Below are 26,126 nucleotides of genomic sequence, written 5' to 3'. Positions count from 1 at the left end.
AAGTAATATCAGTAGTATTTTCGCTGAAATTCCGAAATAACCTCTGTAAAAACCGTTAGAAGTTTAAATCATGCGAAAACAACGATTTAACCTCGATAGCAACCGTTAAATTAGGAGATCATTCTAAATCAAATATCGAATATGAAAAAATTGCTGAGAAATCTCTTCAGGAGTACGGTTTGAATCACTATGGATACTTAGGAGGAGAGCAATGAAGAAAATTGTATTACTGACATTGGTGTTCACGGCTCTAATTGGCTGTAATCAAGGAACGTCACAAGTTGTGGGCGAGGGATATATTCTAGAAATTACTAATAAGGGAATTTTAGTCGTCGATGAGAAATTTCCCGTGAAGAGCTGGAAGGATATAATGAATGAATATTCCGGTAATGCCATTTGGCTCAGTACGAAGAAACACGGCTTGAAACCAGGTCAGAAGATACAATATCAAATAAAGGGCGGGATAGACGAATCTTACCCTACACAGGCAGAAGCCAAGCATATTACTATTCTAAAAGAGGGAAAAGAATGAAACATGTAATTCAGATTAAAAGACTATCGACAGTAGAAGAAGCTGATTTGCTCGATATAGAGTTTGCAGAGCAGTATCCTTGGTATCATCGAGGTGATTATTACCTTAATTGTCTTGAAGAGAACCAGGAAGGTAAACGTGTCACATTAATGGCGTATTGCAATGATTCGATAGCTGGTTGCTGTCATTTGTTGTATGAATCGAAGTATCCTTATTTTCGAGATAATCAAATTCCTGAAATCAATGATCTGAACGTCTTTCCAAGTTACAGAAGATTGAAGATCGCTAGCCAGTTATTCGATGAATTCGAGCGAATCGCCAGCCAAACTTCCCGGTATATCGGATTAGGTGTCGGGCTTTATAAGGATTACGGAAATGCGCAGAGAATGTACATGTCCCGTGGATATATTGCGGACGGCAATGGAATTACTTATGATAATGTTCCTGTCATACCAGGAAAGCCTGTTGTTGTTGATGATGAATTGTTAATTTACTTAGTTAAGGATCTACAGAGTTGAACATATTTTATATTTTCTGGAGGGAAAAATGCCTTATACATACCGAAGCTTAACCATTGACGAATGCGAGCGAATCAAAGAAATTAATCCTTCACAGTACATTAGAAGAGCATGGCGACAGGTAGACGGTACACGTCAATTAGTGGTAATCGATTATCAAGAGAATGACTGGCCGGACGGTTACGAGCATTATTTATCAAAGTTAAGACAGACTTTAAATGAACATGGATATGCTGTTGGCGTTTTTGAGGGAAACGGTCAGCTAATAGGATATGGAACGATCAATCGGGAATTTTTCGGTAGCGCATTCAAATATGTATTACTCGATTCTCTGTTCATTTCATTAGAACATCGCAATAAGGGTATTGGCAAAGTAATATTTCATGCTTGCGCTGAGAAAGCACGGGAGTGGGGGGCTGATAAGATCTACATCTGTGCTGGATCCGCTGAGGATACGGTTGCATTCTATCACGCATTGGGATGTACGGAAGCAGAGGAAATGAAGAAGGAACTTTATGAGAATGACCCAAGAGATCTGCAGCTTGAGTATCGTTTATAAACCTAATCATACGAGCTTAATTTATTTCTTGAAGTAGTTCAGGAAAGTTGTTTCTTACATTTCCTACAGCAGTTGAAACGGGATAGGCTCGCATTTCATCTGCGTCATACGGGCGCAGCAGCTTGAGCAGCGATGGAACGTCCGTATTTTTGCGATCAAGCCATGCTGCCTCATCTTCTGAACGAAGAATCACTGGCATACGATTATGAATGTCGGCCATAAGACGATTTGGTTCTGTGGTGATGATTGTGCCTGTTGCTAGTTTATTACCGTCAGAATCGATCCACATCTCATAAAGTCCGGCAAACGAGAAGATACGATCATCTTTCATCAGAATTCTATACGGCTGTTTGGATACGTTCCACTGCTTCCACTCGTAGAATCCATCCGCTGGAAAGATGCAACGATGAGATGACAGCAGTTTATTGAATGACGGTTTTTCTGTGATCGTTTCGGCTCGCGCGTTAATCATTTTGCTACCGATCTTATCATCTTTCGCCCACGATGGAACTAAGCCCCAACGAAGCTCGCCTAACCGATTGCCGTTTTTACTGCTAACCACAGCGGGAACATACTGCATCGGGGCGGCATTATAGATTGGTTGATAATTGATGATTGTTGATTTCTCGATATAGTATCGAATCATTATTTCTTCAATAGGAGCAGTTATCGTAAATCGCCCGCACATCATTAAAACTCCTTGACCGTTTTTATCAATAGTTTAACCACTTATATTACTTAAATAAAGAATATCCAAAAAAAGAAGGGCATTCGCTATGAAGATTATTATTATTGGGTCAAATGGTTCCGGAAAGTCGACCTTCGCGCGTAAGCTAGGAGAAATTCTGGATCTTCCGGTCTATCATTTGGATTATTATTACTGGAAGCCGGGATGGCAGGAGACTCCACCAGACGAGTGGAATGAGTTCATTAGAAACTTAGTGCAAGAAGATCAATGGATCATCGATGGATATTATGGAAAAACGTTAGATATGCGTTTGGAGGCAGCGGATGTCGTCGTCTTCATGGATCTCTCCCCTTGGGTTACCACCTATCGAGTAATCAAGAGGAGAATTCAATATAACGGCAGATCCAGACCGGATTTAAATGAGGGCTGCCCTGAGTCGATCGACTGGCCATTCATTAAGTACAGCTGGAATTTCAGAAGAGACAAAAGGCCAGCTGTGATGGAAAAACTGAAGAAATATTCGTTAGGTAAAAAAATAATTATTATTAAAAATCCGAAGCAGGCTGAGTCAGTATTATATGAGTTAAGGACTAGGGGAAGGAGTGACTCGAATGCTTTATTTTGAAAGGACAAATAAAATATCCAATCTTTGCTTTGTCAGCTTTGCTTTGTTTTTCATATTGATGTGGATTTTTTTAATAACTAGCAACTTTTCGGAAATTATACAATACAATTATACCAATGATTTAAGAGGTACTATATATACGGTAATATGTCTTATTATCTCTATTGTCTCATTAATTCTAGGGATCATATTGAAGGTCGTAACCAGAGAGGCGAATGAGGAAATGAAGCTGCTTGAGAGACGGTTAAATGGAACAAAATAAAAATATTTGGAGGTTGATAAAAATGAAATCAAAAAGACATCTCATACTGATCGCAATGTTGCTAGTTGTAATGGCGCTTCTCTCAGGTTGTGTACCCGGAGATGGAACGTATACCGCGCAAAATCAGGCTGGCTTTTTCTGGGGATATGGCATGGCTGGGTCGCTCCGATCTCTCTAGTTATCGGTTTATTTAATCATGATATCAGAATTTATGAAATCAATAATTCAGGATGGTGGTACGATTTGGGGTACTACTTAGCTGTAATCAGCGGCTTTGGGGGGATCTCCTTATTTCGTAAGAAAAAGAGATAATAAATAGATTTTAGAAGGGTGCAAGAGGGCAGGAATGATTGATATTCATTCCTGCCTTTTTTCTGTTCATAATTCGATTGGCGATACATTAACCGGATGAAGTACTCCGCTTATCGCAAATGAAGCTTGGCCGGTCTCTTCGGATACGACGAGGACCAGGGCGTCACAGCGTTCAGTCAGCCCGATCGCCGCGCAATGTCTTGTTCCCAGTTTCTTGTCTGAGACGTGAATGCTTGATAAGGGAAGAACATTAGCTGCGGAAACAACGGTATCAGAGCGAATCAGAACAGCACCGTCATGAAGAGGATTGCCTGGATAGAAGATCGATTCAAGTAAAGCATGGGTTAACGTTCCGCCAATCGGGATATTAGACGAAATCAGCGGGTCCAGCGCATCCTTCCGTTCCACGACAATGAGCGCGCCATGCTTGCGTTCGGATAAGTTCCGCATACATATCGTTAAGTCTCTATATTTCGCTGTATAGGGGGATAGATAACAATTTAAGTAAAAGGACGCCGCAGTCGTCACGATATCTGTCATGAGGTTTCTCATATTTTCAAACTCCGTGATGAGACATATATTCTCATCTTCCAGAAGCTCTATATTCTGCTGCGCTAATGAGGATATTTCTTCAAGATGCTTCGCCAAATGCTTCTTGAGTGGGAAATCATTGCAATGGTTGTCAGGCATATCTAAACCTCGATTCTGGAAATAATGCGCAATTCGTTGTTACTTTGCCCAAAAGTAGAACGTATATCCACCTCGCCCGGTAATTCTACAGCATGCCAAGAACCGTGGATACCGTGAGATGATTGCTGCTTTAACAAACGCTGGTGCTGGCGAAGTCGGAGTTTTTCCTATCCTCCCAATACGTGAAGAATAAAAATGCTTTTCCCTACATAACCGAGCGCTATAGTGAAACCGCTGTAGCTATTGAGGGAGTTATTGAAGCAGGGGTGCAATGTGGAGAATTTAGGCCACAGCTACAGTCTGCTGTGACTGCCAGATTTCTTATTTCCTTTATGAACGGCTTAATGCTCGATACCTATCAATTAGGTCATGAGGCCACAAGGGTTAAGGAGCAGCTAGCAGCTCTAATGTTCTCAATGGAGCAGATGCTACGTCCGATTCATGAATTAGGATTATAGTTTTGATGAAAGAAGAGGAGTGATAGACATGATGCTATTCGAATCAGCACGTGTTAAGTTGCGGAAAATGACCACTGACGATACGGCGTTGTACCATATTTGGAGAAATGATCAGGAGATTATGCGATCGACGAATCCTATTTTAGATGTATACTCACCCCAGGATACCCAGACCTTTGTCGAGTATGTCATTTTGGGCTCTGCCTCCTCTAAAAGCTATATTTTAGTTGAGAAAGAAAGTGAGACTCCGATTGGAGTTCTGGCCTTGATCAATATTGAATACAAGAACCGGAATGCGGAGTGCATTATTGATATCGGGGAGAAGAAGTATTGGGGGCAGGACTACGGTTCCGAGGGGATGAATCTGCTGCTGGGGTATTGCTTCTATAAGATGAATATGCACCGCTTGTCACTTAGAGTTTTCATTCAACGACAGGGCAATCCGTCAGTATAAGAGCCTGGGCTTTCAGCAGGAAGCCTTAAGCAAGGAGGCATTATTCAGAGAAGGGAAATGGCATGATATTGTCTTTATGGGTCTGCTTCAGCGTGATTATTTAGAGATGCAGCAATGAGTAGAATAGTGATCTCTTACGGCGATTCTATCCGATTTATTCAGCGGGGATCGTCTTTTTTCGGCTGACTTGCAGGGGGGAAATGGATATAATGGGAAGGTATTGATTGGAAGATTCATGCGTCAGTCAGCAGAAGGAGGTTCGGGTTGAAATATATTAAAGCTCAAGGGATTGAGGAACAAGAATATTATTATTTCGAAGTAGATGCTGAAATGATCGCTTACCGACAGATAACTGTGATGAATGGTCGTTATATGATATCCATCGCCCCGGATTTCTTCTTGGCAGAAAAGGAGATCGAACTATTTGAAGGTGATGAGGAGATATCTCATGAGCAATTCAATGAGATATGGAACAAAGCTATTGCGCCATATAGGACGGACTGGGAGCAGGTTAAGCAGGATTACGTACGAGGTACCGTTGTTAATGGATCTATGATGATGTTTTACCCACAAGGGGTAATTATACAACTAAGTGAGACTGCCTACGCCATTGCTGATACCTCAATGCTAAGTGCGCAGACGAAGCCGGAGCTGATGTATCCAGGCTATCAGGTACAGGGAACCGTTACGGGTTATGATAACAACAATTTCTGGCTCATACTTGAACATTGTACTGGTCTGATGAGGGAGTGAAGGATATCTAGTTTGGGGCGAGGTGGCTTAATAGATCAAGATATGAATGAAATAAGGGGATGAATGATGTGAATGAAATGCTGAATGAAGAGAACGATTTGGGCTTCGCTCGTGTTTATGCTGTCGAACTTAAATACAAGCAGGTGCCGAAACTGGACCGGGATTTACTCTATAAGAAAATGGAGCTTTACACCGGCTGGACAAGCATGCCGGAGGAGGAAGAATCCGCGACTGAGGAGCTTGCTGTATGGGAAGCTAATGAAGAATATGAAGGGACGATGTTACATTTTTTCCATCTGAACTATATGCTTCAATATACAGAAGGTGAACTGCCGGCTCAGATTAGCTTGATGAACATCGAGCATCGTCCGGCTGCCGATTACAACACCGCACTCCAGCAGTCCTGGCACTGGCAGGAAGCTGCTGAAACCTTGGAACAATGCAATCATACTTTGTTATTGGTAGACATGATGGCTGCGGGACTTACGCCACAATCGGGACTACAGCTGTTCAGCGGTGCGCTTCGTGCGGTCTTGGAGGCGTGTCCTTGTGACGCAGTTTACTTCCGTGAGAGCGATAAGTTGGTTGAGCCTAACGAATACCTATCTGCTGTAGAGCAAGATAATTTACTATATGGCGCGTTAAATATTCGATTCTATAATGTTGAAGGAACTGGCAGTGGAAGAGCGGAGGGGCTTATGGACACGGTAGGGTTGGCTGCACTTGGCATCCCTGATGTGCAGTGTCATTATTATGATCTGGAACCAAATGAGATTGCTGAGCAACTGGGGAATATCGCTTACTACCTATATAATCAGGGCGATATCATTGAAGATGGCGAGACGATCGGTGTAAGTGAAGAAATGCGTTGGCGTTGTGAGCATCAATACTCACTGGTGGAACCTCGCCGGATTGTGATCGATCTTGATCCAGGGGAACCTTATTATGCTGGAAGACAGGGCAGCCCCCTATAACCTGACCGGGTTCGGGGTCTGTGCGGCTGGTCTTTTTTGGCTCTGGATTTCCTTCATTTCTTCTTTCTAAAAAAGCCTATAGCAACAACAAGTGCAACAGCGATAGCAACCCAAACACCCATATTCATAAGTAATCTTATTCCTTAGCCTTTTTATTCTATGTCGTATTCTACTTTTAGTCGGTCTTCGAAATGCTCATTAACAACCATTAGTGTCTTCGGAAATAAAGTACTAGATCTAACTGCCTGATATTAAAGGCTTTATGGAAAGATATATCTTCAGCCTTTTTAAACTAAGTCTTAGACTACCGCTGCTTTTATTATGCTATCGTCTCCCGTTAAAACCAAAACATCTAAATTATGTCTCCGTATTCATTTTAGTTCCATCTCCATAAACACATCCGCTCGTACATAGGGCATGGGCCCGATCTGCTCGACAGGAACGTACTTCAACCCCACTGATGATTTAAGCATGCTATGTTTTCTCCTCTTGTAAGGGCTATATAAACTGTATAAAAAAACCGAAACTTGATCATTGTCGATTTTTAAATTGTGAACATAGAGAATATCTATGCTAGACGGGGACAACCAAAAGGAACATCGATTATTGACCTATTTCTTAATGGTCTGTGAAGAGCTTCATTCTTCGCGGTCTGCCGAGCGGTTGTTAATTAGTCAGCCAACGTTCAGCCATCAGATCTACTATCAACAAAATCTGTCTATAAATTTATTTTCTCGGTCTAGTACTATTTTTAAGTTTATTACTTTATTTTCTGCGAATAATCAGAGCATAACGAAGCAATTGAGCAGTTGGATCGTGAGAGTCAGAGAAAGACACGGCCATTACTTGACGATCAGGAATTGGAGGAAATACATCGGGCTTTGTCATTTTGATACAATTAGGTCATAACAAAAAAATCACATTTTCGGCGGATATGCGCGATCATAGATGATTTAATTTTTATTTCATATTTTTATTTAATATACGGTTTTCATGGAAAAATACTTTTGGAATAATAAACTTGTTTGGAATGAAAGAATAGGATGTTACGGAATTTGGAGAGCATGGAGGAATCATCCGAAGAGTCAGCAAATTCTTTGGGCAAGAAACTACGGTAAGAGGGCATGGTTCATTCCTTTGGATGAATTAGAGGCTGGAGCATAATAATCAAAAAATGATTGTCTTAGTGGTTCAAGACAATCATTTTTTACTCCCATTAACCTTAATTGGTTGGTGGGCTTTTTTCTTAATAAATGATCTCTCACTATCATCTGAAAAATATGGTAGAATTTTGGTATAAGTAAGGGAGTTATGAATCAGAATGAGGCATAAATCACGTTTCATGAAGCCACTAACCTCCGAGATACACCTTTATACCGCACAAAAGGAGCAGACTCCGATCGTTGTTTTTATTGCGGATGAATCGATCAGAAGCGGGAAAATAGAGGATGTAACAGAAAATAGCGTGAGGATCGGCGGCGAGCGGTTTCTTCTCGAGAGTTGTACATTTTAATATGTTGGAGAGGAGGTGATTTCGTGAAAAAATACATCGTTGGTAGCTACATACTTGCTGCCGCTTTTGTGGTCTTCGGATTTATAACAATGTATCATTACGGGGACTACAATCCTGATCGCATTTATGATAAAGGGAGTAGTTTCGGACACATTGTCGGAGGAGACGCATATAATTACATAATTATCGGGGTTCGTGGCGTTGGTCTTATCGTGGCTGGGTTTATCTCTGCGATGGTCGGGAGTACCATTTGGCTCGTTTCCGCGATTAAAGAATCGGCGCCGAAAGATTTAGGCGCGAGTGCAATTATGAAACAACAGCCAGTCGAGGATGTTCGTATTATCCCTCTCGACTAAAATATAAACTTCTCAAACACTGGACTCTGCAACATCTCAGCATGAGTCCAGTTTCGCATTTTTACTTCTATTCGGCTTTGGCGCTCGACCAAGGTGCTAGTTTAGGTGGAGTAATACGAAATTCATGAATAAGACGTTATGCGTAGGAATCAGCTTACACTTTGCGAGGCTAAGTCCGTCTGACCTGGCGCGTAATGTCGATTAAGCTAACGGGCAGGATAGTTCAAAAGTTTCGTGAGTACCCAACATAGAAGAATATTGTTGTACATAGAACACATTAAAGTGGAATAGGAAGTGTCATATGATTAGAAAATTCTTAGTTTCACTGCTCAGCTTTTGCTTGTTAGTGACTACTCAGCATTTAATAGGAGTGGCATCTGCTGACAAATCGATTCAATTGTATGTGAATAATGTAAAAATTGCTGGAGTCCATCCGATCGTAATGTCGGGCGTTATGTACGCGCCATACCGTTCATTTTTTTCCGCGTTAGGATACAAGGTTGCATATGATCCTGGTACTGGGCAAATCTCAGGGGTCATTAATGGCGCTGAAATCCAATTCTGGGCAGGCGAGGACATTATTGAGTATGACGACGCGATTTACTACTTAGATAATACGATTCCTGTTATTAATGGACATGTTTATCTCCCTCTTCGTTTGATTAGTAACTTAGCTAAATATTCTGTTAATTATGATAAATCTAGTTTGACTGTTAATTTGAAGCCTTACGGATATGGAGAAGAGTCTGCTATAATAGATCTTCTTACGAAGTACTACAAGACTTACAGTCCCTTGTTATATACATTTGACAATCTTAAACGGAGGTATATGAATCTTGAATATGATTACGAGGCCAACCAACCGGTCAGTGAAATCACAGTTCGAGACTTTAAGGTAACAATTGACCGGATTAAATATACTTCCGCCAGTGAAGCAAGAGTCCAAGTAACGTATATCAAGAATACAGAAGTATTGAATCAATCAGATGTATATATCTTTGATATTCGTTATGAACGAGGACAGTGGAAGATCGCAGATGAAGCCTCAGTTTATAGTCATACGGAACTTCCGGAGGATATCGACAAACAGGCTGCGTCTATCATGAAAAATCGTTATGATGAGCAGAACGAAGTCTTGTCGGATCTGAGAACCTATTATCAAGCGTTAAACGAGAAAAACCTAGATCTCATTATTCAATATACGGATCCTACATTTATTCAACAATGGAAAGATAAATCATTATTTGGGGATGGGTCATGGGAAGATTTTATGAGGGAGGAAATCCTTCCCTTTTCCAGCGAAAGGCGTATTTTATTGAATGAACGGGTTGTTTACCTTGGAGATAAGGAAGCTGTCGTCCAATGTAAGCTTGATTTTAGTATAGATAAAAAAGATGGAGGGAGAGATAATCGTGTGTCCGAAGACCTTATTTATTTAAAATATGCTAATGGTCATTGGACAATTAGTGATGACTTCGATCTTGACCTGGACTTCGATAAACGAGTTGATTCAGAAGGCAACACAGTTGGGTGGTACAATTACTAAACTTGAAACGGTTCTATTTCTTACGAAGATATATCTCCATTTGAATCAATAACCGATTACCAGAAACGGTAACCAATATCCGTCTTCCAGACATCATTGAGCATATTTCAAATGCAAATATGACCACCGAGGCAACGCCAAAGTGGTCTTTTTTATATTGATTAAATTAACTGGTTGGGGGCATGATACAAACGTACGTTCTTATTGGGAGGTGATAATATGTTAAGCGATCTGGAACGAAAGGTGCTTAGGATTCAGTATAACTTCTCATCGCAGCGTCGTCGAATGCCGACCAAGCCCGAGTTAGAACGCGACAATACCCGGATATCAAGGCCGCTTTGGATGTGCTTGTACAGCAGCATATATCTTCTGGCCAGACAATCCAAGACTGGATACCATTATGATCCTTGAGGGATGGAGCGGGATATATCTATGCCAAAACCCAAACCGACGATGACTTGTGGGAGAGGAACTTTATACTACCTGAGCATAAATAAGCGATGATTCGACAACAACAAGAGGTAAAGAGGAAGATGCGTCCTGTTCTCGATAATCAGGAAGTGGAGCAGATTCATAGAGTCCTGTCTGAATCGTTCCATAACCATAGGCGAATCGCCTTGAAACTTTTTGACAAGTTTGCAAATGTCGAGATAAGCAGATTTGTTACCACTATCCAGACATATCGGAAGGAAATTAAGCTTACTACATTTCAAGTGCGTTCTGATGTAGCTAGGTGATCATCACAAGAAATCACGTGAAAAATCACATTTTCGGCGGATATGCGCGATCATAGATGATTAATTTTTATTTCATATTTCTAGTTTAGTAAGAAAACTCAATAAAATGAACAACAGCGATAGCCAAAAGCTATACATATGATATACACTGGATATGAATACTGTGTGGGAGCGCGTTCACGGACAAGCTCTCTGAGATCGCTAGATTAGGGAGGATTACCGATGAAATACCGGCAGTTGGGCAATACCGATTTAAAAGTTAGTGAAGTAAGCTTCGGAACCTGGGGAATCGGAGGAGATTGGGGAAGTTCCGATGATTCGGATGCTCTCCGCGGTTTGGAGACAGCGATGGAGCAAGGAGTCAACTTCTTCGATACCGCAGATGTATATGGCGGTGGACATGCCGAAGAGTTACTTGCCAAAGCGACGAAGGGCAAAGAAGATGAGATTCATATTGCGACGAAATTTTGCCGCGCAGGAGATATTCATGATCCGAATACGTATTCAGAGGCGTCTATATGCAACTACTGCGAGAATAGCCTGAAGCGGTTACAGCGAGAGCGGATAGATCTATATCAAATTCATTGTCCTCCTTTTGAGATCCTTAAGGATGGACGCGTATTTGAAGAGTTGGACAAGCTTAAAGCTGAGGGGAAAATCCGTCATTACGGTGTTAGTGTAGAGACGGTTGAAGAAGGACTGTTCTGTCTAGACGTTCCTGGTGTGTCTGCGTTGCAGGTCATCTTTAACCTGTTCCGTCAAAAACCGGCAGAGGAATTGTTCCCGGCAGCCCATAAAGCAGGTGTAGGACTGCTTGTTCGTCTTCCGCTTGCAAGCGGATTGCTAACAGGTAAATTCAATACAGACACAAAGTTCAGTGCCAATGACCATCGCAACTTTAATGCGAATGGCGAGGCTTTTAACGTGGGTGAGACTTTCGCTGGCTTGCCGTTCGCCAAAGGGGTGGAGCTTGCAAACGGCTTGTCTTGGATCGCTGAGGGCCGTGGTGATATGGCTCGTGCTTCTATGCGCTGGATTCTCGATCATCCGGAAGTCAGCTGCGTGATCCCAGGGTTCAAAAATGTGAAGCAGGTTGAAGATAATTTGGGTACCTTAGATGTACCATCATTCAGCCCGGAGGAATTGGAGCGTCTGCGTAAGTATTATAAGAACGAAGTGGATGAACATATTCGCGGAGCGTACTAATAAAAGTTAGGCCAAGACCGTATCCTAATGATGAAGGATGCGGTCTTTTTTGGTAGTTGACATGAAACCATTTGGTTTCGTATAATTCTAATTAGAAACCAAATAGTTTCCTATTTTGAAAGGAGTTTATACATTAATATGGACAACAATATCGATCAGAAATTGCCGGATATCCGTCATTCCGTTTTAGTAAATGCCCCGATAAACAAAGTGTGGAGCGCCGTGTCCACAGCGGATGGTTTGTCCGCTTGGTTCATGCCTAATGATCTTGAAGCGGTAGTAGGGCATGAATTTCAATTAAATGCAGGACCGTTCGGGCTCTCTCCTTGCAAAGTAACTTTGGTAGATGTACCGCATCGCTTGTCCTTCAATTGGGGCAAGGATTGGACGCTAACCTTTGAATTGACGGACAAAGAAGAGCAGACAGAAGTTACGGTCATCCATGGCGGCTGGAGCGCCGATCAGGTTACGGAATTCGGTCAGCCTCATACCGTTATTCGTGGCAATATGGACGGTGGCTGGAGCGGTCTGGTTATCAAGCTGAAGTCATATCTTGAGGCTTAATGATGGAAGCGGCCAGAGCTAAACAGGATGTCTTTCAGGCCATCGCTGATCCGACTCGCCGCGAATTGCTTAGCATCTTGGGGGATCAAGAGTTACCCTTGAAAGAACTGACTGGTCATTTTGAGATGAGCCGGACTGCTGTTTCTAAGCATCTACATGTTCTAGCGGATGCCGGGCTGGTTCAGGAACGGAAGATCGGCCGAGAGACTCGCTATCGTTTGAATACGGACCACTATTCGAACTGAAGCGATGGTTATCTTACTTTGATCGCTTCTGGGATAATAAGCTGTCCCAATTAAAATATTTCGTGGAATCGGATTCGAACCACGAAGAATAACTAGACCGTCATTGGGAGTATTAAGCCCCGTCGCTTTCTATATGGAAGCGGCGGGGTTTTCTGAATGATAATAATTTCCATTTACAAAAATAGTTGTTTATCATATAGTTGTTAAGACAAGTATTCACAGAAAGTCTGATTTGATAATGAGGTGATCTGGATGTTAGCAAAGGATGGAGTGGAGAATGTTCCTTCCGTTGGTTTTGAAATGGGCGTGACCTATCGCAAATTGTCTATGTACATGCAACATCGCTTGAAGCAATTCGATATCACACCAGAGCAGTGGTCAGTCTTACTCGAGGTTGATAGTGCAGAAGGCTTAATACAGAAGGAGATCGCTAAGCGGACCAGCAAGGATCATCCAACGACGACGCGTATTCTGGATCAATTGGAGAACAAAGGACTGGTACGCAAACAACAAGGCAAGGAGGATCGGCGTTCTTATCTGGTATACAGCACAGAAAAGGCAAAGCCGATCATTGAAGCGGGTATGATCTATGAACAGGATATGAGAAGTGAGTTGCTACAATGTATAACTGAACAGGAATACGAGGCGATATTGGAGCTATTGCATCGTATTGATCATCATTTCATTGGAGTTAACCGGGATATTTAAGTGCGAGTTCAAAAGGCTGGTTTTCAGCACCGAGAAGGTTGGATGAAGCTAGGGCCTGAGGAGCGGAGCGTACGTAGTTGGTACGTGAGCACCGGAAGGCCCGGCTGAATTCAAGATTCGATGCCGAATATGCTTTCAGTGTTACTTCGTGATCAAAAGTGGACTTTTTGAACAACCTTTTAAGAAAGTGGGAGAGATTATGTTACTGGAAGACCAGGAACGATTGTGGACGAAATCATTTATTTCGTTAACGATCTGTTCTTTTTTAATGTTTTTGAATTTGCAAATGTTGCTGTCTACTTTTCCGGCATATGTAAAAAATGAATTTCAGGCCGGTGATTTTCAGGTCAGCCTGGTGACAAGTGTATTCGCAGCATCGGCGATTATTGCGAGGTTTCTAACGGCTGGACTCATTAAAAGTGTGCCTCGCGATAAGTTGCTCTACGCCGGACTAATCATCGCTACGATTACAACTGGCATCTACTCACTAGCTGGAACCATAGGCGGCTTACTGTCAATGCGCGTGGGTTTTGGCCTTGGCTTTGGGATATCAAGCACAATTTTACCGACTTTGGCATCGCAGATTATCCCAAGAAGCCGTATGGGAGAGGGGATCGGATATTTCGGATTATCAAGCAGTCTGGCCATGTCATTTGGTCCAATTATAGGATTAAATGTCATGCGTGCTTATGGATTTAGTAATTTAACGATTGTAGCAACACTTACCGTTGTCTTGATCCTGCCAATTTTACTGTTTTCTCGTTCAATATCAAGACCTACGGCTCACGTTGGGAGTAAGGCTACTAAGCAACAGAGCGGTAAACAGGTCAAACCGAAGTTCAATCACAAGATGTGGTTCCCTGCTCTACTTAATGCGATACTATGTATTACCTATAGCGGTTTGCTTGGATTCATCGCACTATTCGGTGAGTTCATTCATCTGGAGCAGGTCGGTTTGTTCTTCCTATTCAACGTAATTACGATCGTCATTGTTCGCCCAATATCAGGCCGACTCTTTGACCGTAAAGGTCATGCGGCAGTCTTAATTCCGGCTGCGATCTTCGTAGTGGCTAGTATGACAGTATTGTCTTATACTAGATCCTTGCCTCTATTAATCGTATCCGCACTGTTATATGGACTTGGATTCGGGGCTATTCAGCCAACGCTTCAAGCGTGGATGATCCGCACCTCTACGCCGGAACAATACGGAACGGCCAACAGCATGTTTTATAACTCAACGGATTTCGGTGTTGCCATCGGGTCTATCTTACTGGGACTTATCGCTTCACATAGCAACTACGCGGTAATGTACCGTTATTCAGCTGGATTCATGATCCTATTCCTGCTGATGTACTGCTTGGTACAGTTTGGGTTTAGATCGAAAATACGTCAACAGGCTGCGAACTTCGAACGCTAACAATGCGAGTTCAAAAATCCGGTTTTCGGCACCGATAAGGTTGAATAAAGCTAGGGACTGAGGAGCGGAGCGTACGTAGTTTGTACGTGAGCACCTGAGATGTTTCCGTAGGAAACATGACTTCGTGAGCATCTGCTTAGGCCCGGCTGAATTCAAGATTAGATGTCGAATTTGCTTCTTAATCCACTTCGTGATCAAAAGCGGACTTTTTGAACAATCTCTATGTTGAATGCCCCTTATGATCTTGTTATATTTAAGTAGCCATAATGAAGGCAGTATACTTAAATAGGGAGCGAAATAAAGACAGAATGACTATCCTAATTGTAGCCATTGTTGTATTGCTATTATTAATAATTACAATCGCTAGCTTGTATTTCTATCAAGTAGCCATTGCGCGCACTACGAAGGAATTCTTGAACGATAATCCGGATTTACAGTCGAGTGAGCTGCCAGAAGCTGCTAACGTATTCATTAATGAAGCTCGGGAATGGTGGAATAGCCAAAACTTTGAGTATTGGGAAATGGACTCGGATGACGGAATTCATCTCCAAGCCTATTACTTGGCAGCCTGCGAGCATTCCGACAAGACGGCGATTATTGCGCATGGTTATACTGGTAACGCAATAGAAATGAGCTCCTTCGCCAAGCTATACTATGAACAGCTAGGCTATAACGTCTTGCTTCCAGATGGCAGAGCTCATGGGCGTAGCGGGGGCAAATATATTGGCTTCGGCTGGCCAGAGCGAAAAGACTATCAAAAATGGATTCAGCGTGCTATTGAAGTAAATGGAGCGGATACGCAGATCGTTCTACACGGGGTGTCGATGGGTGGAGCCACAGTGATGATGACAAGTGGGGAGAGGCTCCCTGTCAATGTAAAGGCTGTTGTTGAGGATTGTGGTTACACGTCGGTAAAGGATGAATTGTCCTTCCAATTAAAACGGATGTATCATCTACCAACATTTCCGATACTGCACGCGACAAGCCTGTTAACGAAGCTGCGGGCTGGATATTTCTTCGGTGAGGCGTCAGCCTTGAAGCAAGTAAGGAAATCACATACTCCGACGCTGTTCATTCATGGAGACAACGATACCTTCGTTCCAACGGAGATGGTACATATCGTCTATGAGAACAGTCCAGTGGAGAAGGGACTATACATCGTTCCGGGTGCGGGACATGCTGAAGCATACCGCGTGAATCCAGAGAAGTACGAGAGTGTAGTGGCCGATTTTATCGGGCGTTTTGTGAAATAATAGCAAGGCTAAGGCTCGGGTCATGAATAAGACCTGAGCCTTTTTATGTATAATGAGCGGATGTGTTACACCCCAAAGAGCTACCTGATCCGATTTCACTCATATAAAGGGCTGTTGCCAGAGGCATCACGAATTGTCAGGAACCGCCCAAATCAGATGAATCATGCCGCCCCAATGCTGCTCCATCCGCTCGATTTGTAGGCCAGAATCCTTGACCATCTGCATGATGTCGCGATTCCAATGGCAGCCGGATATTTTATGAGCTATCGGGTTGAGGATGTGCTGGGCCGATTTTAGCATGATGTTATTCCCTAGTCCGTGCTCCATCAGACAGATTCGCCCGTCAGGTCGGCACCATTGCCTTATATTGCGGAGGACATGTGCTGGATTATCATATCCGCACAAGGAAAGGGTAGAAACAACATAATCGAAGGATTGCTCAGGTAGAACCAATTTCTCAATGTCGCTCTCGATGAAGTTTACTTGCATTTGCAGTTCATTTGCGATTCCGGCTGCACGCTTTAGCATCATTGGACTGAAATCAGCCGCGGTCAGCCGGACTTTAGTCATATCATAATACGGGAAATTGGCACCTGTACCAACTGCAATCTCCAATATGTCTCCACTGACACCTTCAATAAGACGCTGCCGCCACTCTCTAAGCATCCGCTTGCGCGTATTTTCCTCATATAATGCCGATTGTTTATCGAATTTTCGGATTAGCTTTTGTTGATCCATGACTTACCTCCTGTCCGCGATTTGTTTGGGGTCTTTAATCACACCTGCCGCGTACAAAGGACCTCGCGCGGTCAGCTTGAACATAATTGACGCGATTTCCTGTGGCGACTCTTGGCGCCCCTGCATCAGCCATTCCTGTATAATGCCGAAATGGGCCGAGGCCAGATAGAGACCAGATAATTTGTCGGAACCAACGCGTTTTCCTTACGAATGAATGAAACCATGTTTTTCTCGAATAAATGCTCTGACATCATTTTTCTTAGCATCATATGGAAGGAAGGGTCTCCCTTGGGTCCGAGAATCGTCTTAAGGAAGTCGGCCTGCTCGCCAAAGTATTCAAAAATCTTCACAATATGGGGAATATCTGTTCCATTTCTATTTGATTTAGACTATTAAACGGACGAATCGTGGTAAGAATCCCAATGAGACCTTGAATTAGCTCTTGCTCGCTCTGCTCTAGAAGATCATATTTATCACGGTAATGCAGATAGAAGGTTCCGCGATTAATCTCCGCCCGTGTTGTAATATCTTTGACGGTTAGCGCTTCGAATCCTTTTTCCTCAATTAACTGTGTTAATGCCTCGCGAATGACCGCCTTTGTTCGCATTACCCGCTTGTCTCTTGATGACTCCATCATTTATCAGTTCCCCCAGTCCCCAGCAATGTTTGTTCCACGGCTACCGAATAATGATCACATTCGAGGATTCTGTTTATTGTAGTTGAAATCTGTATTGATTATAATTAAATCGCAGAAGATAATCAACGCAGTGTTCATTTATTTAGGGGGCGGAAAAGATGGAAGCTACCGTCAAAGTGCAGCAAGTTAGTAAGAGCTTCGGCTCGAAGAACGTGCTGAACAAAGTGAATCTTCAAATGGAGATGGGGCAAATTTATGGGCTGATCGGCCCTTCTGGTGCAGGTAAGACGACACTTGTCAAAATGATGGTTGGTATGGATTTGCCGGATGAAGGAGAAGTTCAAGTATTGCAGACGAGAATGCCTAGTTTGTCGATGCTTCAGCACATCGGATATATGGCGCAATCGGATGCTTTATATGGTGAACTCACAGCGGAGGAGAATCTGAAATTTTTTGCCTCAATGTTCAAGATGAACAGGGCTGAGCAGAAGCAGCGAATCGCCTATGCAGCCGATCTGGTTGGCCTAACGGATGATTTGGGAAGGAAAGTTGCTGTTTATTCTGGCGGGATGAAACGCAGACTATCGCTGGCGATAGCATTGTTGCATGATCCTTCCGTCCTGATTCTAGATGAGCCAACAGTTGGTATTGACCCGGAACTGAGACAGGCGATCTGGAAGGAGCTCATCAGACTAAAGACATCTGAGCATAAGACCATCATTGTGACGACACATGTGATGGATGAGGCGGATAAGTGCGACCAGTTGGCAATGGTTCGTGAAGGAACCATACTGGCCAGTGGCACGCCTGAGCAGCTTAAACAGCAGTATGATGTGGCGAGCTTGGAAGAAGTATTTCTGCGGGCAGGGGCGGTACAGTATGAGAATCAAGGCGCTCATAAGAAGAATTTGCGAACAACTGCTGCGTGACAAGCGAACGTTAGCTTTGTTGTTCCTAGCACCGCTACTCGTCTTGTCGCTGATGCATTATTTATTTAATCACACCGGCAATGCGTCCGACGCGAAAATAGGTGTGGTCGGTTTCTCTCCGCAATGGGCTTCAGTTCTGAAGCAGCAGGGGCTCGATATCGTAACGTATGAGACAGCTAATCGGGATACGTTAATACAAGATAAGCTTGATGCGATCATTGAAATTCAAGAGGGACAGCTCCATTTAATTCTAGGCAATAGCGATCCTTCGCAGTCCAAAGCGTTGCAGATGAAGATTGGCCAGGCGGCTGACGCTCTTACCGGTGCGGTTCAGCAGGAAGGTGGAGTTCCTAGTGCTAAGCCCGAACTAACTGTTGAGTATGTATATGGCAGCGCGGATACGACCTTTTTTGATACGCTAAGTCCGATTCTAATTGGATTCTTTGTGTTCTTCTTCGTATTCTTAATTTCCGGGATTGGATTACTGCGAGAACGAACGACGGGAACTTTGGAACGATTAATGTCTACGCCAGTGCGCAGGGGAGAAGTAATTACCGGGTACTTGGCTGGATATGGCATCTTTGCGTTTCTACAAACCGTGATTGTCGTTCTATATGCGACGTTAGTTCTTGGCATGAATATGGCTGGATCGATCTGGTATGTGCTGTTGACAAACCTGTTGCTGGCCTTCGTGGCGTTGTCGCTAGGGATTCTATTATCTACCTTCGCCGCCTCAGAGTTTCAAATGGTGCAGTTCATTCCACTCGTCATCATACCGCAGATCTTCTTTGCCGGTATATTCCCGCTTGAGCATATGGCTACATGGGTACGGGTAATCGCTAGAATTATGCCGCTGTATTACGGGGCAGATGCTCTAAAGAGTGTGATGTACAAAGGCTTAGGATTTGCAGACATTGTAGTGGATCTAAGTGTACTGGTGCTATTCGCGGCGCTGTTTATTGTTCTAAATATTGTGGCCTTGAAAAAATACCGCAAGCTCTAGCCTCTACTACTTTATTAAAAAGACGGGCACTCTCCGAATAATTTGGGAGTACCCGTCTTTTTTGATCTTGTAAATATGTTCTTCTTAGGATCCTTCCGTGGATTTATTTCGTCCATATTTGCGATAGAGTACCAGGCCGAACAACGTCCCGATTAGTGACAGGACGGAAATCGTCAAGTACATCACATGACCGCCAAGAGCTTGGTATAGTGCACCTCCTGCGAATGAGGCAATAATGCCGGATACTCCAAAGAAGAGTAGTGCCAATACGGTCTGACCAGTCGCTCTCCACTCTACAGGCACGATGCTGTACAGATATTGTATCGCCGCAGTGTAGAACACAGGAAACGTGAATACCTGCAAAAGCTGGATATAGGCAAGCCAATTCGGATCCTTGATCCAGGCGGAGATGAAGAAGCGAATAAAGTAAAACGCCCCGGCAAAGGCAATAATGGCAAGTTCCTTATTTTTGCGTAGCCACCAGAAGCTTAACGAGAACACCAGAATTTCGCTTCCAGCGGCCAGAAACCATGCCAGTCCAAGAAGGTTGGGTTTTCCACCTAAGTCCTTAATGTATAGCCCCAAATAAGTGTCATTCATCCGAGCCGGAATGGAGCTGATAAATACAAGAATAAGGAAGAGAAGCGTCTCCTTGTTACTCAGAAAATTCTTGAGGCTCTTGATCGTCAACGGCTTGCCTGATACCGGAGCATCCGGCATCAAGAAGGCGACAATCAGGCTAATGACGCCAAGCACTGCAAACGTAATACCCAGACTACGCGAACCGTATTCTGTCATCAGAAAGCCGGCAAGGAGGGACATTACAGCATAACCTAAGGCGCCATATGTTCGTAATGATCCGTAGCTGATTCCTTCAGATTCGGCCACGCGGAAATTCAAACTTTCGGTCAGAGGATCGACCGGCATCAGAAAGAAATAAGTCAGCATAACGAATAACAGGATCAAGGGGTAGCTATCAGTGCTATACAGAGAGTAGCCCGTTATCGTACAGCAGATCACAAGCAACAGTAGAACTTTACGGATGGTACGTAGTCGGTCACTGATCATCCCCCACAATGGTTGGGCAATCAGAGTAATAAAGCCGCCGATACCAATGATGGTACCGATCTGTGTCTCGTTCAGCCCGCGGTCACTGAAATAGAGAGGTAAGAATGGTATGAACATGGACAGCAGGGCAAAGAAGAGAAAATTAAAAGATTTTACGGTGTAAGCAGATTTCATACGTTAGATGTTATCCTCCATTGTTATTCTTCATCAAGAGTGACCCATGAGGTAGTAAGTGTATCCTGAAGGATACGGCTTAAGAGTGAAAGCTCTTCCTCGGAATATCGGTTCAAGAAAGCCGTGGCTCCTTTTTCGATCTCGATGTGAAGCTGCTGGTGCAGTATAAACAGCTTCTCTCCTAGCGGGGTCATCCGGAATAAAATTTCTTTTTTGTTGTTTAGGAGCGACTCTGACTGCAGTAATTTCTTATGGATCAGTCTTCGAGTGATTTTTGAAACGGTCCCTTTGGGAATACCTGAGTGCTTGGAGATAGTAATCCCGTTAACCGGTTCGAGCTTGCCGATGGCATCTACAACATGCAGCTCAGCAACGGTCATCTCCGGAAGAAGAGAGCATAAGAGCGGGTCCCGACAATGCTGAATCAGCCATTTGCGTTCTTCATCATCTTCCTGCTGAATGCGTTGTCCAATTTGTTCTACAAGCACCATTATGCGGTTAATTGATAATTGTTTTTGCTTCATTCCCTTTGAGGAGAACGGTTCATCTGACTTTTCCACACCAATGCACCTTTCCTGATTGAATGATAATAGGCTCAGTATATTATACAGGGAAATCTAACTTTATGAAAGTTTCCAAGAAACAATATTGACAAAAAGCCGTGATGCGCATATATTGTTTCCAAGAAACAAAAAAGGAGGCATTAATGGTTATGGCTAAAGCAGTACGTATTCATTCATATGGCGCACCTGAAGAAATGAAATGGGAGGAGGTAGAGCTTCGATCACTCGAGCACGGAGAAGCATTGGTTCGAATCGAAGCGGCCGCGGTTAATTTCCTGGATGTACAAATGCGTAGGGGAGATCTGGTCAACCATAAATTTTACAAGGAAAAAGGCGGAATGACAACGGAATTACCGCTGACAATCGGTAGTCAAGCTGCAGGTGTTATCGAAGGCTTGGCGCAGGGATGCCCAGAGGGGATGAAGGTTGGCGACCGGGTCATGTGTTTTGGAGGAACCGGGACGTATGCAACGCATGTAATTACGGCAAGCACCAGACTAATGCCAATCCCAGCCGGCCTTGGTGTTGAGCAGGCTGCTGCGGTACTGACACAAGGGTTCTTGGCATATGCATTTACACATCATGCTTATCCTGTGCGGGCCTGCGACTGGTGCTTGGTGCAAGCGGCAGGAGGTGGTCTAGGGATGCTACTGGTACAAATGGCGAAGCTATGCGGGGGACGAGTGATTGGTGTTGTATCTTCTGAGAAGAAGGCTCGGGCGGTTCGTGAGGTAGGCTGCGACCATGTGATTGTCCTTTCCGAGCATTCTGGGGGTAGCACTGCTGCTGCGAAAGAGATTCGTAGGCTTACTGGTGATGAGGGAGTACGAGTCGTCTATGATGGGGTCGGTAAGGATGTATTCGAGATGAATCTGGATAGTTTGGGATTAGGTGGATATTTGATTATTTTTGGGCAATCCAGCGGTTTTATCCCCCCACTAGATCTAATGAGATTACAGGAGAAAGGCTCGTTATTTGTAACGCGGACGAATGGCCTTCCTTATCGGAAGCATTGGAAAGCATATGAACAGCTGCTGCTTGAATGGCTCGATCAAGATCTGTTAAAGGTACCGATTGAAGGTGTATATCCAATGGCTGAAGCTGCCGAGGTTCATCGTCGATTTGAGCAGCGGGAAGCGGTGGGGAGAATGATTCTGGTTCCTTAGCATGTATCATTAGTTATATGACAGGATAGGAAGTGTAGTATAATGGTAATGATTGTCTACGTTTAGTAAGGTTCATACATTTGATAGGGTAGGCTAATCGTACCCATGAGGAGAGAAGAACGGATGCAAATGACGAAGAGATCATTACCTAGAACTACGCCGGAACAGTTGGGAATATTGCCGCAGCAAGTCATCGCTTTTCTGGATGCTGTGAGAGAGCATCAGAGTGAACTACATAGTTTTATGCTGTTACGGCATGGCCAGGTGGCGGCGGAAGGCTGGTGGGCCCCTTATGCGCCAGAGCTTCCTCATATGCTATTCTCGCTAAGTAAAAGTTTCACTTCGACGGCAATTGGTATGGCTGTCCACGAGGGAATCATGACGCTGGATGATTCGGTTGTCTCATATTTCCCGGAAGATCTGCCGGAGACCATCTCTGAACATCTCGCTACGATGCAAATCCGCCATCTGCTAATGATGGGGACTGGACATGACCAAGATACGATGGATGCATTGCTTGCAGCAGAGGATGGCAATTGGGTCAGAGCTTTTCTGAAGCTGTCTGTGCCGCATGAGCCGGGAACGCATTTCCTATATAATACCGGGGCTACATATATGTTGTCTGCGATTTTACAGAAAGCTTCGGGACAATGTCTGATTGATTACTTAACCCCGCGGCTGTTTGAGCCACTTGGCATTGAGAATCCGTCTTGGGATGTTTGCCCGCGTGGGATTAATACCGGTGGGTACGGGCTTAATATTAAGACGGAGGATATCGCTAAGTTCGGGCAGTTGTATTTGCAAAAAGGGCTATGGAACGGTGTGCGGATTGTTGATGAGGATTGGGTCAATGAGGCTACCAGAAAGCAAATATCCAATGGCGATGGCGGTGATAGTGACTGGGCGCAAGGCTACGGATATCAATTCTGGCGCTGCCGCCATGGAATCTATCGCGGAGACGGTGCCTTCGGCCAGTTCTGTATTGTCATGCCGGAACAGGATGCTGTTATGGCGATTACGTCAGGAACAGGAGATATGCAGGTTATATTGAACAGTGTCTGGGATCATCTATTGCCAGGTTTCCTGCCTGAGCCGATTGCAACGGACGATAGCTCGGTAGAGCTAAGCGAATATTTATCCAAGCTGCAACTGGAGGTTCCGCGGCTGGGTAAAGAGTCGATTCAGGAATCGCTAGTTCATGGAAAAAGATTTGAAATCGATCAAACTCAGATGGATCAGAATCCGTTCCCACTGAAAGAATGGGGGATCGAATTCGATAAAGATTCTGCACGTCTAACGTTGAAGCTGGAATGTGAAGATAGCATCACTTTGGGACGCGAGCATTGGTTGACTGAATCAACGCTAACTATTGAGGGGAAGGGAACTCGTATAGCTGGCAGCTTTACTTGGAAATCGCAAGATGAGCTTATAGTAACACTGCAAGCGATTGAAACTCCTAGTTGTGTTACACTGGAGGTCCATTTTGTCGCTGATACGATCACTATGAATGTGAGATATAATGTCGGATTGGATCGGGTTATTACCGTTCGTGGAAGAACAGCTGAATAAATAAACGTTGAGCCTGCTGGAAGTCGATACGACTTTTGGCGGGCTTTAATTTATCATTGGGGCGAAACTAAAGGGCAGGATTAGAGCAATTCAAAAATTTTAATTCTATTTATAGAACATGTGTTCTTGGGACGATAATAATGTTATGATCATAAAAGAGATACTTTCGAAACTAGAACAAATTATTGTATGAATGGTGATGTGCGTTCCATGAATCCATATAACAAATCGTTGGACTTTGCGGAAATAGATATGAGTGAAATAAAGGAGCAGAGCGACTCGTTACAGGAGATGACTATCCCTGAGCGGAGGGATCGCCCAGTTCAAGGAGCCTCTCTTTCTGTGCAAGAGCTTACGAGAGAACGTAGATTTGTGAAGCAAGCCAAAGAATGGGCAGAAAGAGAAGGGGAGCCGTCACTTTATGTACCTTTTATGAGCTATTGGCCTACCTTTGAGCAGATGAACGAAGAACAGCAGGGCTGGTTTTTTTACTGGAGAAGCGAGATGCGGCAGGGACGGCACCCTTTTACTGACCTTTCTTATATTTTTGTCTATTTATATGAGCTGATTCATGGTGTTGGCTGGAAGGAGCCGGAGCAGGGATATGAACTGCTGATAGAGCTATGGGACGCTTACCAATCTATGTTCCCGAAGATGAATAGTTATATGGTTGATTGGATATGTGATTTTGTTCTGGTGCATAAGCTGAACCTTCCTTTAATGGATATCGTCATGAGGTCTTCTAGTGCTAAATCCGGAGAGCTGTTCGATCTGGAATTAAAGAGAACTTTAGAAAATGAGCCTTCCGAACTGAGTTTGGAGCAAATATTAACTCTCTCAGATTATGACTTGCAGCGTAGTAAGTTCTATATGAGCGGCGGACGCGCACTCATGGAGGCCTATGTTCCAAAGGTGGTAGTTCTAGTCGATTCCTATTTGCGGAAGACAACAGGTAAAAACTTGGTCGATACCTTCTACAAAGGAAATGGTAAGACGATAGAGCGTTATTTATTCCGTAGTGCCGTTTATGATACGGAGTTATATGGACGCACGCTGCCGCTCCGTATATACCAATTGCGGAAATGTCCGCCGCTTCGTTATTACATGACCCAGTTGATCCGCTGTACGGAAAATAAACTGCGAGAGCTTCACCACTTCAAGGGTCGGCTGCGCGGCATATCGCTTATGAAGGAGACATGGATACTGATCGAGCGTTTCCTGGAGAAAGAATATACCGAAGCAACGAAGCCTGCCGGACCTGTAATCTCCATTGATCCCGAACGACTGGCTACGCTGCAGAAGGATAGTGAAGAAGTACGGAGTATGTTGACCGTCGAGGATGAACTGATAGTTGAGGAGATACAGCAAGAATGGATACCAGCTATCGAGTCTATGGCGGACGGTGTGAAGGAGATAGAACCGAGAGCGGAACGTTGGGGCAATGACAGCTTAGAAGTAGGACCAAGTGCTGAAATATCGCCGCAATCCATGGAATTGAGCTTAAACAGCGTTACAGATGTTTCTTTGCTGCAGACAGATTTGATAGTACAGCAAGCAGAATTGGCCCAAGGGGATGACACAAACCAGGTCGACCTAAATCCGAATATCGTCTGGGATACGTCCAGCTTAGACGAAGATTGGCTGCTGTTTACCGAACAGCTTGGGCAGGCACATCTTGAAGCTCTATATGCGTTGAAAGAGGCAAGTGACAGTGTAAATGATATTGCCGAGAAATACGGGATGATGCCTGCGCTGCTACTCGATGAAATCAACGAGCTAGCGATGGAGACAATCGGAGATTTGGTGGTGGACGGTGAATCTATCGCTGTAGATTATATAGATCATTTTGCATTATTAGGGCGAAACGGACGAGGTGGAGTGGAATGACAGATTCAAAAATGACGGAATC

General features: G+C 43.9%; 32 protein-coding genes and 3 pseudogenes. 27 read left to right on the top strand and 8 right to left on the bottom strand.

All coding sequences use genetic code 11. The features are described 5' to 3' along the window. Positions 1-211 precede the first annotated feature (211 nt). Genes RE628_RS15285 through RE628_RS15275 form a run of 3 tightly spaced genes read left to right on the top strand, consistent with a single transcriptional unit; the run spans position 212 to position 1,609 of the window. Positions 212-532: a DUF3221 domain-containing protein gene (locus RE628_RS15285; RefSeq protein ID WP_309153900.1), complete on the top strand. Its 321-nt coding sequence runs from the start codon at positions 212-214 to the stop codon at positions 530-532. After that, positions 529-1,050: a GNAT family N-acetyltransferase gene (locus RE628_RS15280; RefSeq protein WP_309153899.1), complete on the top strand. Its 522-nt coding sequence runs from the start codon at positions 529-531 to the stop codon at positions 1,048-1,050. Before RE628_RS15285 ends, RE628_RS15280 begins: the two co-directional genes overlap by 4 nt. A 28-nt stretch (positions 1,051-1,078) precedes the next feature. Beyond that, on the top strand, positions 1,079-1,609 hold the full coding sequence (locus tag RE628_RS15275; protein ID WP_309153898.1) for a GNAT family N-acetyltransferase: 531 nt from the start codon (positions 1,079-1,081) through the stop codon (positions 1,607-1,609). A 16-nt stretch (positions 1,610-1,625) separates the two neighbouring features. Here RE628_RS15275 and RE628_RS15270 read toward each other — a convergent pair whose 3' ends face one another. Then, positions 1,626-2,297, bottom strand: a complete 672-nt coding sequence (locus RE628_RS15270; RefSeq protein ID WP_309159477.1) for an SOS response-associated peptidase — start codon at positions 2,295-2,297, stop codon at positions 1,626-1,628. Between the two features lie 88 nt (positions 2,298-2,385). Between RE628_RS15270 and RE628_RS15265 the strand changes: the two genes are divergently transcribed. Both RE628_RS15265 and RE628_RS15260 read left to right on the top strand, forming a co-directional pair. Next, positions 2,386-2,922, top strand: a complete 537-nt coding sequence (locus RE628_RS15265) for a DNA topology modulation protein (protein ID WP_309153897.1) — start codon at positions 2,386-2,388, stop codon at positions 2,920-2,922. Between the two features lie 284 nt (positions 2,923-3,206). Further along, positions 3,207-3,362, top strand: a complete 156-nt coding sequence (locus RE628_RS15260) for a hypothetical protein (protein WP_309153896.1) — start codon at positions 3,207-3,209, stop codon at positions 3,360-3,362. 200 nt (positions 3,363-3,562) lie between these two features. Here RE628_RS15260 and cdaS read toward each other — a convergent pair whose 3' ends face one another. After that, entirely contained in the window at positions 3,563-4,186 is a 624-nt protein-coding gene (gene cdaS / locus RE628_RS15255; RefSeq protein ID WP_309153895.1) for a sporulation-specific diadenylate cyclase CdaS, read from the bottom strand. A 143-nt stretch (positions 4,187-4,329) separates the two neighbouring features. Between cdaS and RE628_RS15250 the strand changes: the two genes are divergently transcribed. From RE628_RS15250 to RE628_RS15175, 17 genes and pseudogenes are all read left to right on the top strand, one after another. Then, positions 4,330-4,644, top strand: a complete 315-nt coding sequence (locus RE628_RS15250) for a hypothetical protein (protein ID WP_309153894.1) — start codon at positions 4,330-4,332, stop codon at positions 4,642-4,644. A 31-nt stretch (positions 4,645-4,675) separates the two neighbouring features. Further along, positions 4,676-5,216: pseudogene (locus RE628_RS15245) on the top strand (GNAT family N-acetyltransferase). A 146-nt stretch (positions 5,217-5,362) separates the two neighbouring features. Then, positions 5,363-5,851 carry a hypothetical protein gene (locus tag RE628_RS15240; RefSeq protein ID WP_309153893.1) on the top strand — a complete coding sequence of 163 codons (489 nt, stop codon included), beginning with the start codon at positions 5,363-5,365 and terminating at the stop codon, positions 5,849-5,851. Between the two features lie 59 nt (positions 5,852-5,910). Then, positions 5,911-6,825: a DUF4261 domain-containing protein gene (locus RE628_RS15235; RefSeq protein ID WP_309153892.1), complete on the top strand. Its 915-nt coding sequence runs from the start codon at positions 5,911-5,913 to the stop codon at positions 6,823-6,825. 570 nt (positions 6,826-7,395) lie between these two features. Continuing rightward, positions 7,396-7,554 (top strand): annotated as a pseudogene (locus tag RE628_RS29675) (LysR family transcriptional regulator); the annotation flags it as partial. 80 nt (positions 7,555-7,634) lie between these two features. Next, positions 7,635-7,718, top strand: a complete 84-nt coding sequence (locus RE628_RS29670; RefSeq protein WP_375143116.1) for a YolD-like family protein — start codon at positions 7,635-7,637, stop codon at positions 7,716-7,718. 428 nt (positions 7,719-8,146) lie between these two features. After that, complete coding sequence (locus RE628_RS15225) at positions 8,147-8,338, top strand: hypothetical protein (protein WP_309153890.1); 192 nt, start codon at positions 8,147-8,149, stop codon at positions 8,336-8,338. A 23-nt stretch (positions 8,339-8,361) separates the two neighbouring features. Next, entirely contained in the window at positions 8,362-8,694 is a 333-nt protein-coding gene (locus RE628_RS15220) for a hypothetical protein (protein WP_309153889.1), read from the top strand. A 301-nt stretch (positions 8,695-8,995) separates the two neighbouring features. Further along, positions 8,996-10,240: a copper amine oxidase N-terminal domain-containing protein gene (locus RE628_RS15215; protein WP_309153888.1), complete on the top strand. Its 1,245-nt coding sequence runs from the start codon at positions 8,996-8,998 to the stop codon at positions 10,238-10,240. 219 nt (positions 10,241-10,459) lie between these two features. Then, entirely contained in the window at positions 10,460-10,651 is a 192-nt protein-coding gene (locus RE628_RS15210; protein WP_309153887.1) for a hypothetical protein, read from the top strand. Positions 10,652-10,740: 89 nt separating this feature from the next. Then, positions 10,741-10,977, top strand: coding sequence for a YolD-like family protein (locus RE628_RS15205; RefSeq protein WP_309153886.1), 237 nt, complete (start codon positions 10,741-10,743; stop codon positions 10,975-10,977). Between the two features lie 222 nt (positions 10,978-11,199). Continuing rightward, a complete protein-coding gene (locus tag RE628_RS15200; RefSeq protein WP_309153885.1) occupies positions 11,200-12,183 on the top strand; it encodes an aldo/keto reductase in 984 nt (327 codons plus the stop codon). 138 nt (positions 12,184-12,321) lie between these two features. After that, on the top strand, positions 12,322-12,747 hold the full coding sequence (locus tag RE628_RS15195; protein WP_309153884.1) for an SRPBCC family protein: 426 nt from the start codon (positions 12,322-12,324) through the stop codon (positions 12,745-12,747). 2 nt (positions 12,748-12,749) lie between these two features. Next, positions 12,750-13,084 (top strand): annotated as a pseudogene (locus RE628_RS15190) (ArsR/SmtB family transcription factor). Positions 13,085-13,244: 160 nt separating this feature from the next. Next, positions 13,245-13,700: a MarR family winged helix-turn-helix transcriptional regulator gene (locus RE628_RS15185; RefSeq protein WP_309153883.1), complete on the top strand. Its 456-nt coding sequence runs from the start codon at positions 13,245-13,247 to the stop codon at positions 13,698-13,700. A 199-nt stretch (positions 13,701-13,899) separates the two neighbouring features. Further along, positions 13,900-15,117: an MFS transporter gene (locus RE628_RS15180; RefSeq protein WP_309153882.1), complete on the top strand. Its 1,218-nt coding sequence runs from the start codon at positions 13,900-13,902 to the stop codon at positions 15,115-15,117. Between the two features lie 308 nt (positions 15,118-15,425). After that, a complete protein-coding gene (locus RE628_RS15175) occupies positions 15,426-16,370 on the top strand; it encodes an alpha/beta hydrolase (RefSeq protein ID WP_309153881.1) in 945 nt (314 codons plus the stop codon). Positions 16,371-16,496: 126 nt separating this feature from the next. On the opposite strand, the gene RE628_RS15170 is transcribed toward RE628_RS15175, so the two are convergent. Genes RE628_RS15170 through RE628_RS15155 form a run of 4 tightly spaced genes read right to left on the bottom strand, consistent with a single transcriptional unit; the run spans position 16,497 to position 17,745 of the window. Continuing rightward, positions 16,497-17,108, bottom strand: coding sequence for a class I SAM-dependent methyltransferase (locus RE628_RS15170; RefSeq protein WP_309153880.1), 612 nt, complete (start codon positions 17,106-17,108; stop codon positions 16,497-16,499). Between the two features lie 3 nt (positions 17,109-17,111). Then, the gene (locus RE628_RS15165) at positions 17,112-17,234 is read right to left on the bottom strand and encodes a hypothetical protein (RefSeq protein ID WP_309153879.1); all 123 of its coding nucleotides are present in this window, start codon (positions 17,232-17,234) and stop codon (positions 17,112-17,114) included. Then, on the bottom strand, positions 17,234-17,458 hold the full coding sequence (locus RE628_RS15160; protein WP_309153878.1) for a TetR-like C-terminal domain-containing protein: 225 nt from the start codon (positions 17,456-17,458) through the stop codon (positions 17,234-17,236). The genes RE628_RS15165 and RE628_RS15160 overlap by 1 nt, the downstream gene beginning before the upstream one ends. Next, complete coding sequence (locus RE628_RS15155) at positions 17,455-17,745, bottom strand: TetR/AcrR family transcriptional regulator (protein WP_309153877.1); 291 nt, start codon at positions 17,743-17,745, stop codon at positions 17,455-17,457. Before RE628_RS15155 ends, RE628_RS15160 begins: the two co-directional genes overlap by 4 nt. 158 nt (positions 17,746-17,903) lie before the next feature. Here RE628_RS15155 and RE628_RS15150 point away from each other — a divergent pair, with 158 nt between their 5' ends. Together RE628_RS15150 and RE628_RS15145 are read left to right on the top strand one after the other, a co-directional pair. Beyond that, entirely contained in the window at positions 17,904-18,674 is a 771-nt protein-coding gene (locus RE628_RS15150) for an ABC transporter ATP-binding protein (RefSeq protein WP_309153876.1), read from the top strand. Next, positions 18,625-19,677: an ABC transporter permease gene (locus RE628_RS15145; protein WP_309153875.1), complete on the top strand. Its 1,053-nt coding sequence runs from the start codon at positions 18,625-18,627 to the stop codon at positions 19,675-19,677. The genes RE628_RS15150 and RE628_RS15145 overlap by 50 nt, the downstream gene beginning before the upstream one ends. A gap of 84 nt (positions 19,678-19,761) precedes the next feature. On the opposite strand, the gene RE628_RS15140 is transcribed toward RE628_RS15145, so the two are convergent. Together RE628_RS15140 and RE628_RS15135 are read right to left on the bottom strand one after the other, a co-directional pair. Beyond that, on the bottom strand, positions 19,762-20,919 hold the full coding sequence (locus RE628_RS15140) for an MFS transporter (RefSeq protein ID WP_309153874.1): 1,158 nt from the start codon (positions 20,917-20,919) through the stop codon (positions 19,762-19,764). Between the two features lie 23 nt (positions 20,920-20,942). Continuing rightward, on the bottom strand, positions 20,943-21,443 hold the full coding sequence (locus tag RE628_RS15135) for a MarR family transcriptional regulator (RefSeq protein ID WP_309153873.1): 501 nt from the start codon (positions 21,441-21,443) through the stop codon (positions 20,943-20,945). A gap of 188 nt (positions 21,444-21,631) precedes the next feature. Here RE628_RS15135 and RE628_RS15130 point away from each other — a divergent pair, with 188 nt between their 5' ends. The 3 genes from RE628_RS15130 (at position 21,632) to RE628_RS15120 (ending at position 26,104) form a co-directional block, all read left to right on the top strand. Then, on the top strand, positions 21,632-22,648 hold the full coding sequence (locus RE628_RS15130; protein WP_309153872.1) for a quinone oxidoreductase family protein: 1,017 nt from the start codon (positions 21,632-21,634) through the stop codon (positions 22,646-22,648). Positions 22,649-22,771: 123 nt separating this feature from the next. Next, on the top strand, positions 22,772-24,217 hold the full coding sequence (locus tag RE628_RS15125; protein ID WP_309153871.1) for a serine hydrolase domain-containing protein: 1,446 nt from the start codon (positions 22,772-22,774) through the stop codon (positions 24,215-24,217). Positions 24,218-24,406: 189 nt separating this feature from the next. Then, positions 24,407-26,104, top strand: coding sequence for a TerB N-terminal domain-containing protein (locus RE628_RS15120; RefSeq protein ID WP_309153870.1), 1,698 nt, complete (start codon positions 24,407-24,409; stop codon positions 26,102-26,104). Positions 26,105-26,126: the final 22 nt, after the last annotated feature.

It is taken from the genome of Paenibacillus sp. D2_2 (assembly GCF_031199965.1).
In the GTDB taxonomy this organism is placed as follows: Bacteria; Bacillota; Bacilli; order Paenibacillales; family Paenibacillaceae; genus Fontibacillus.
This window is presented reverse-complemented; position numbering and strand designations above follow the sequence as displayed.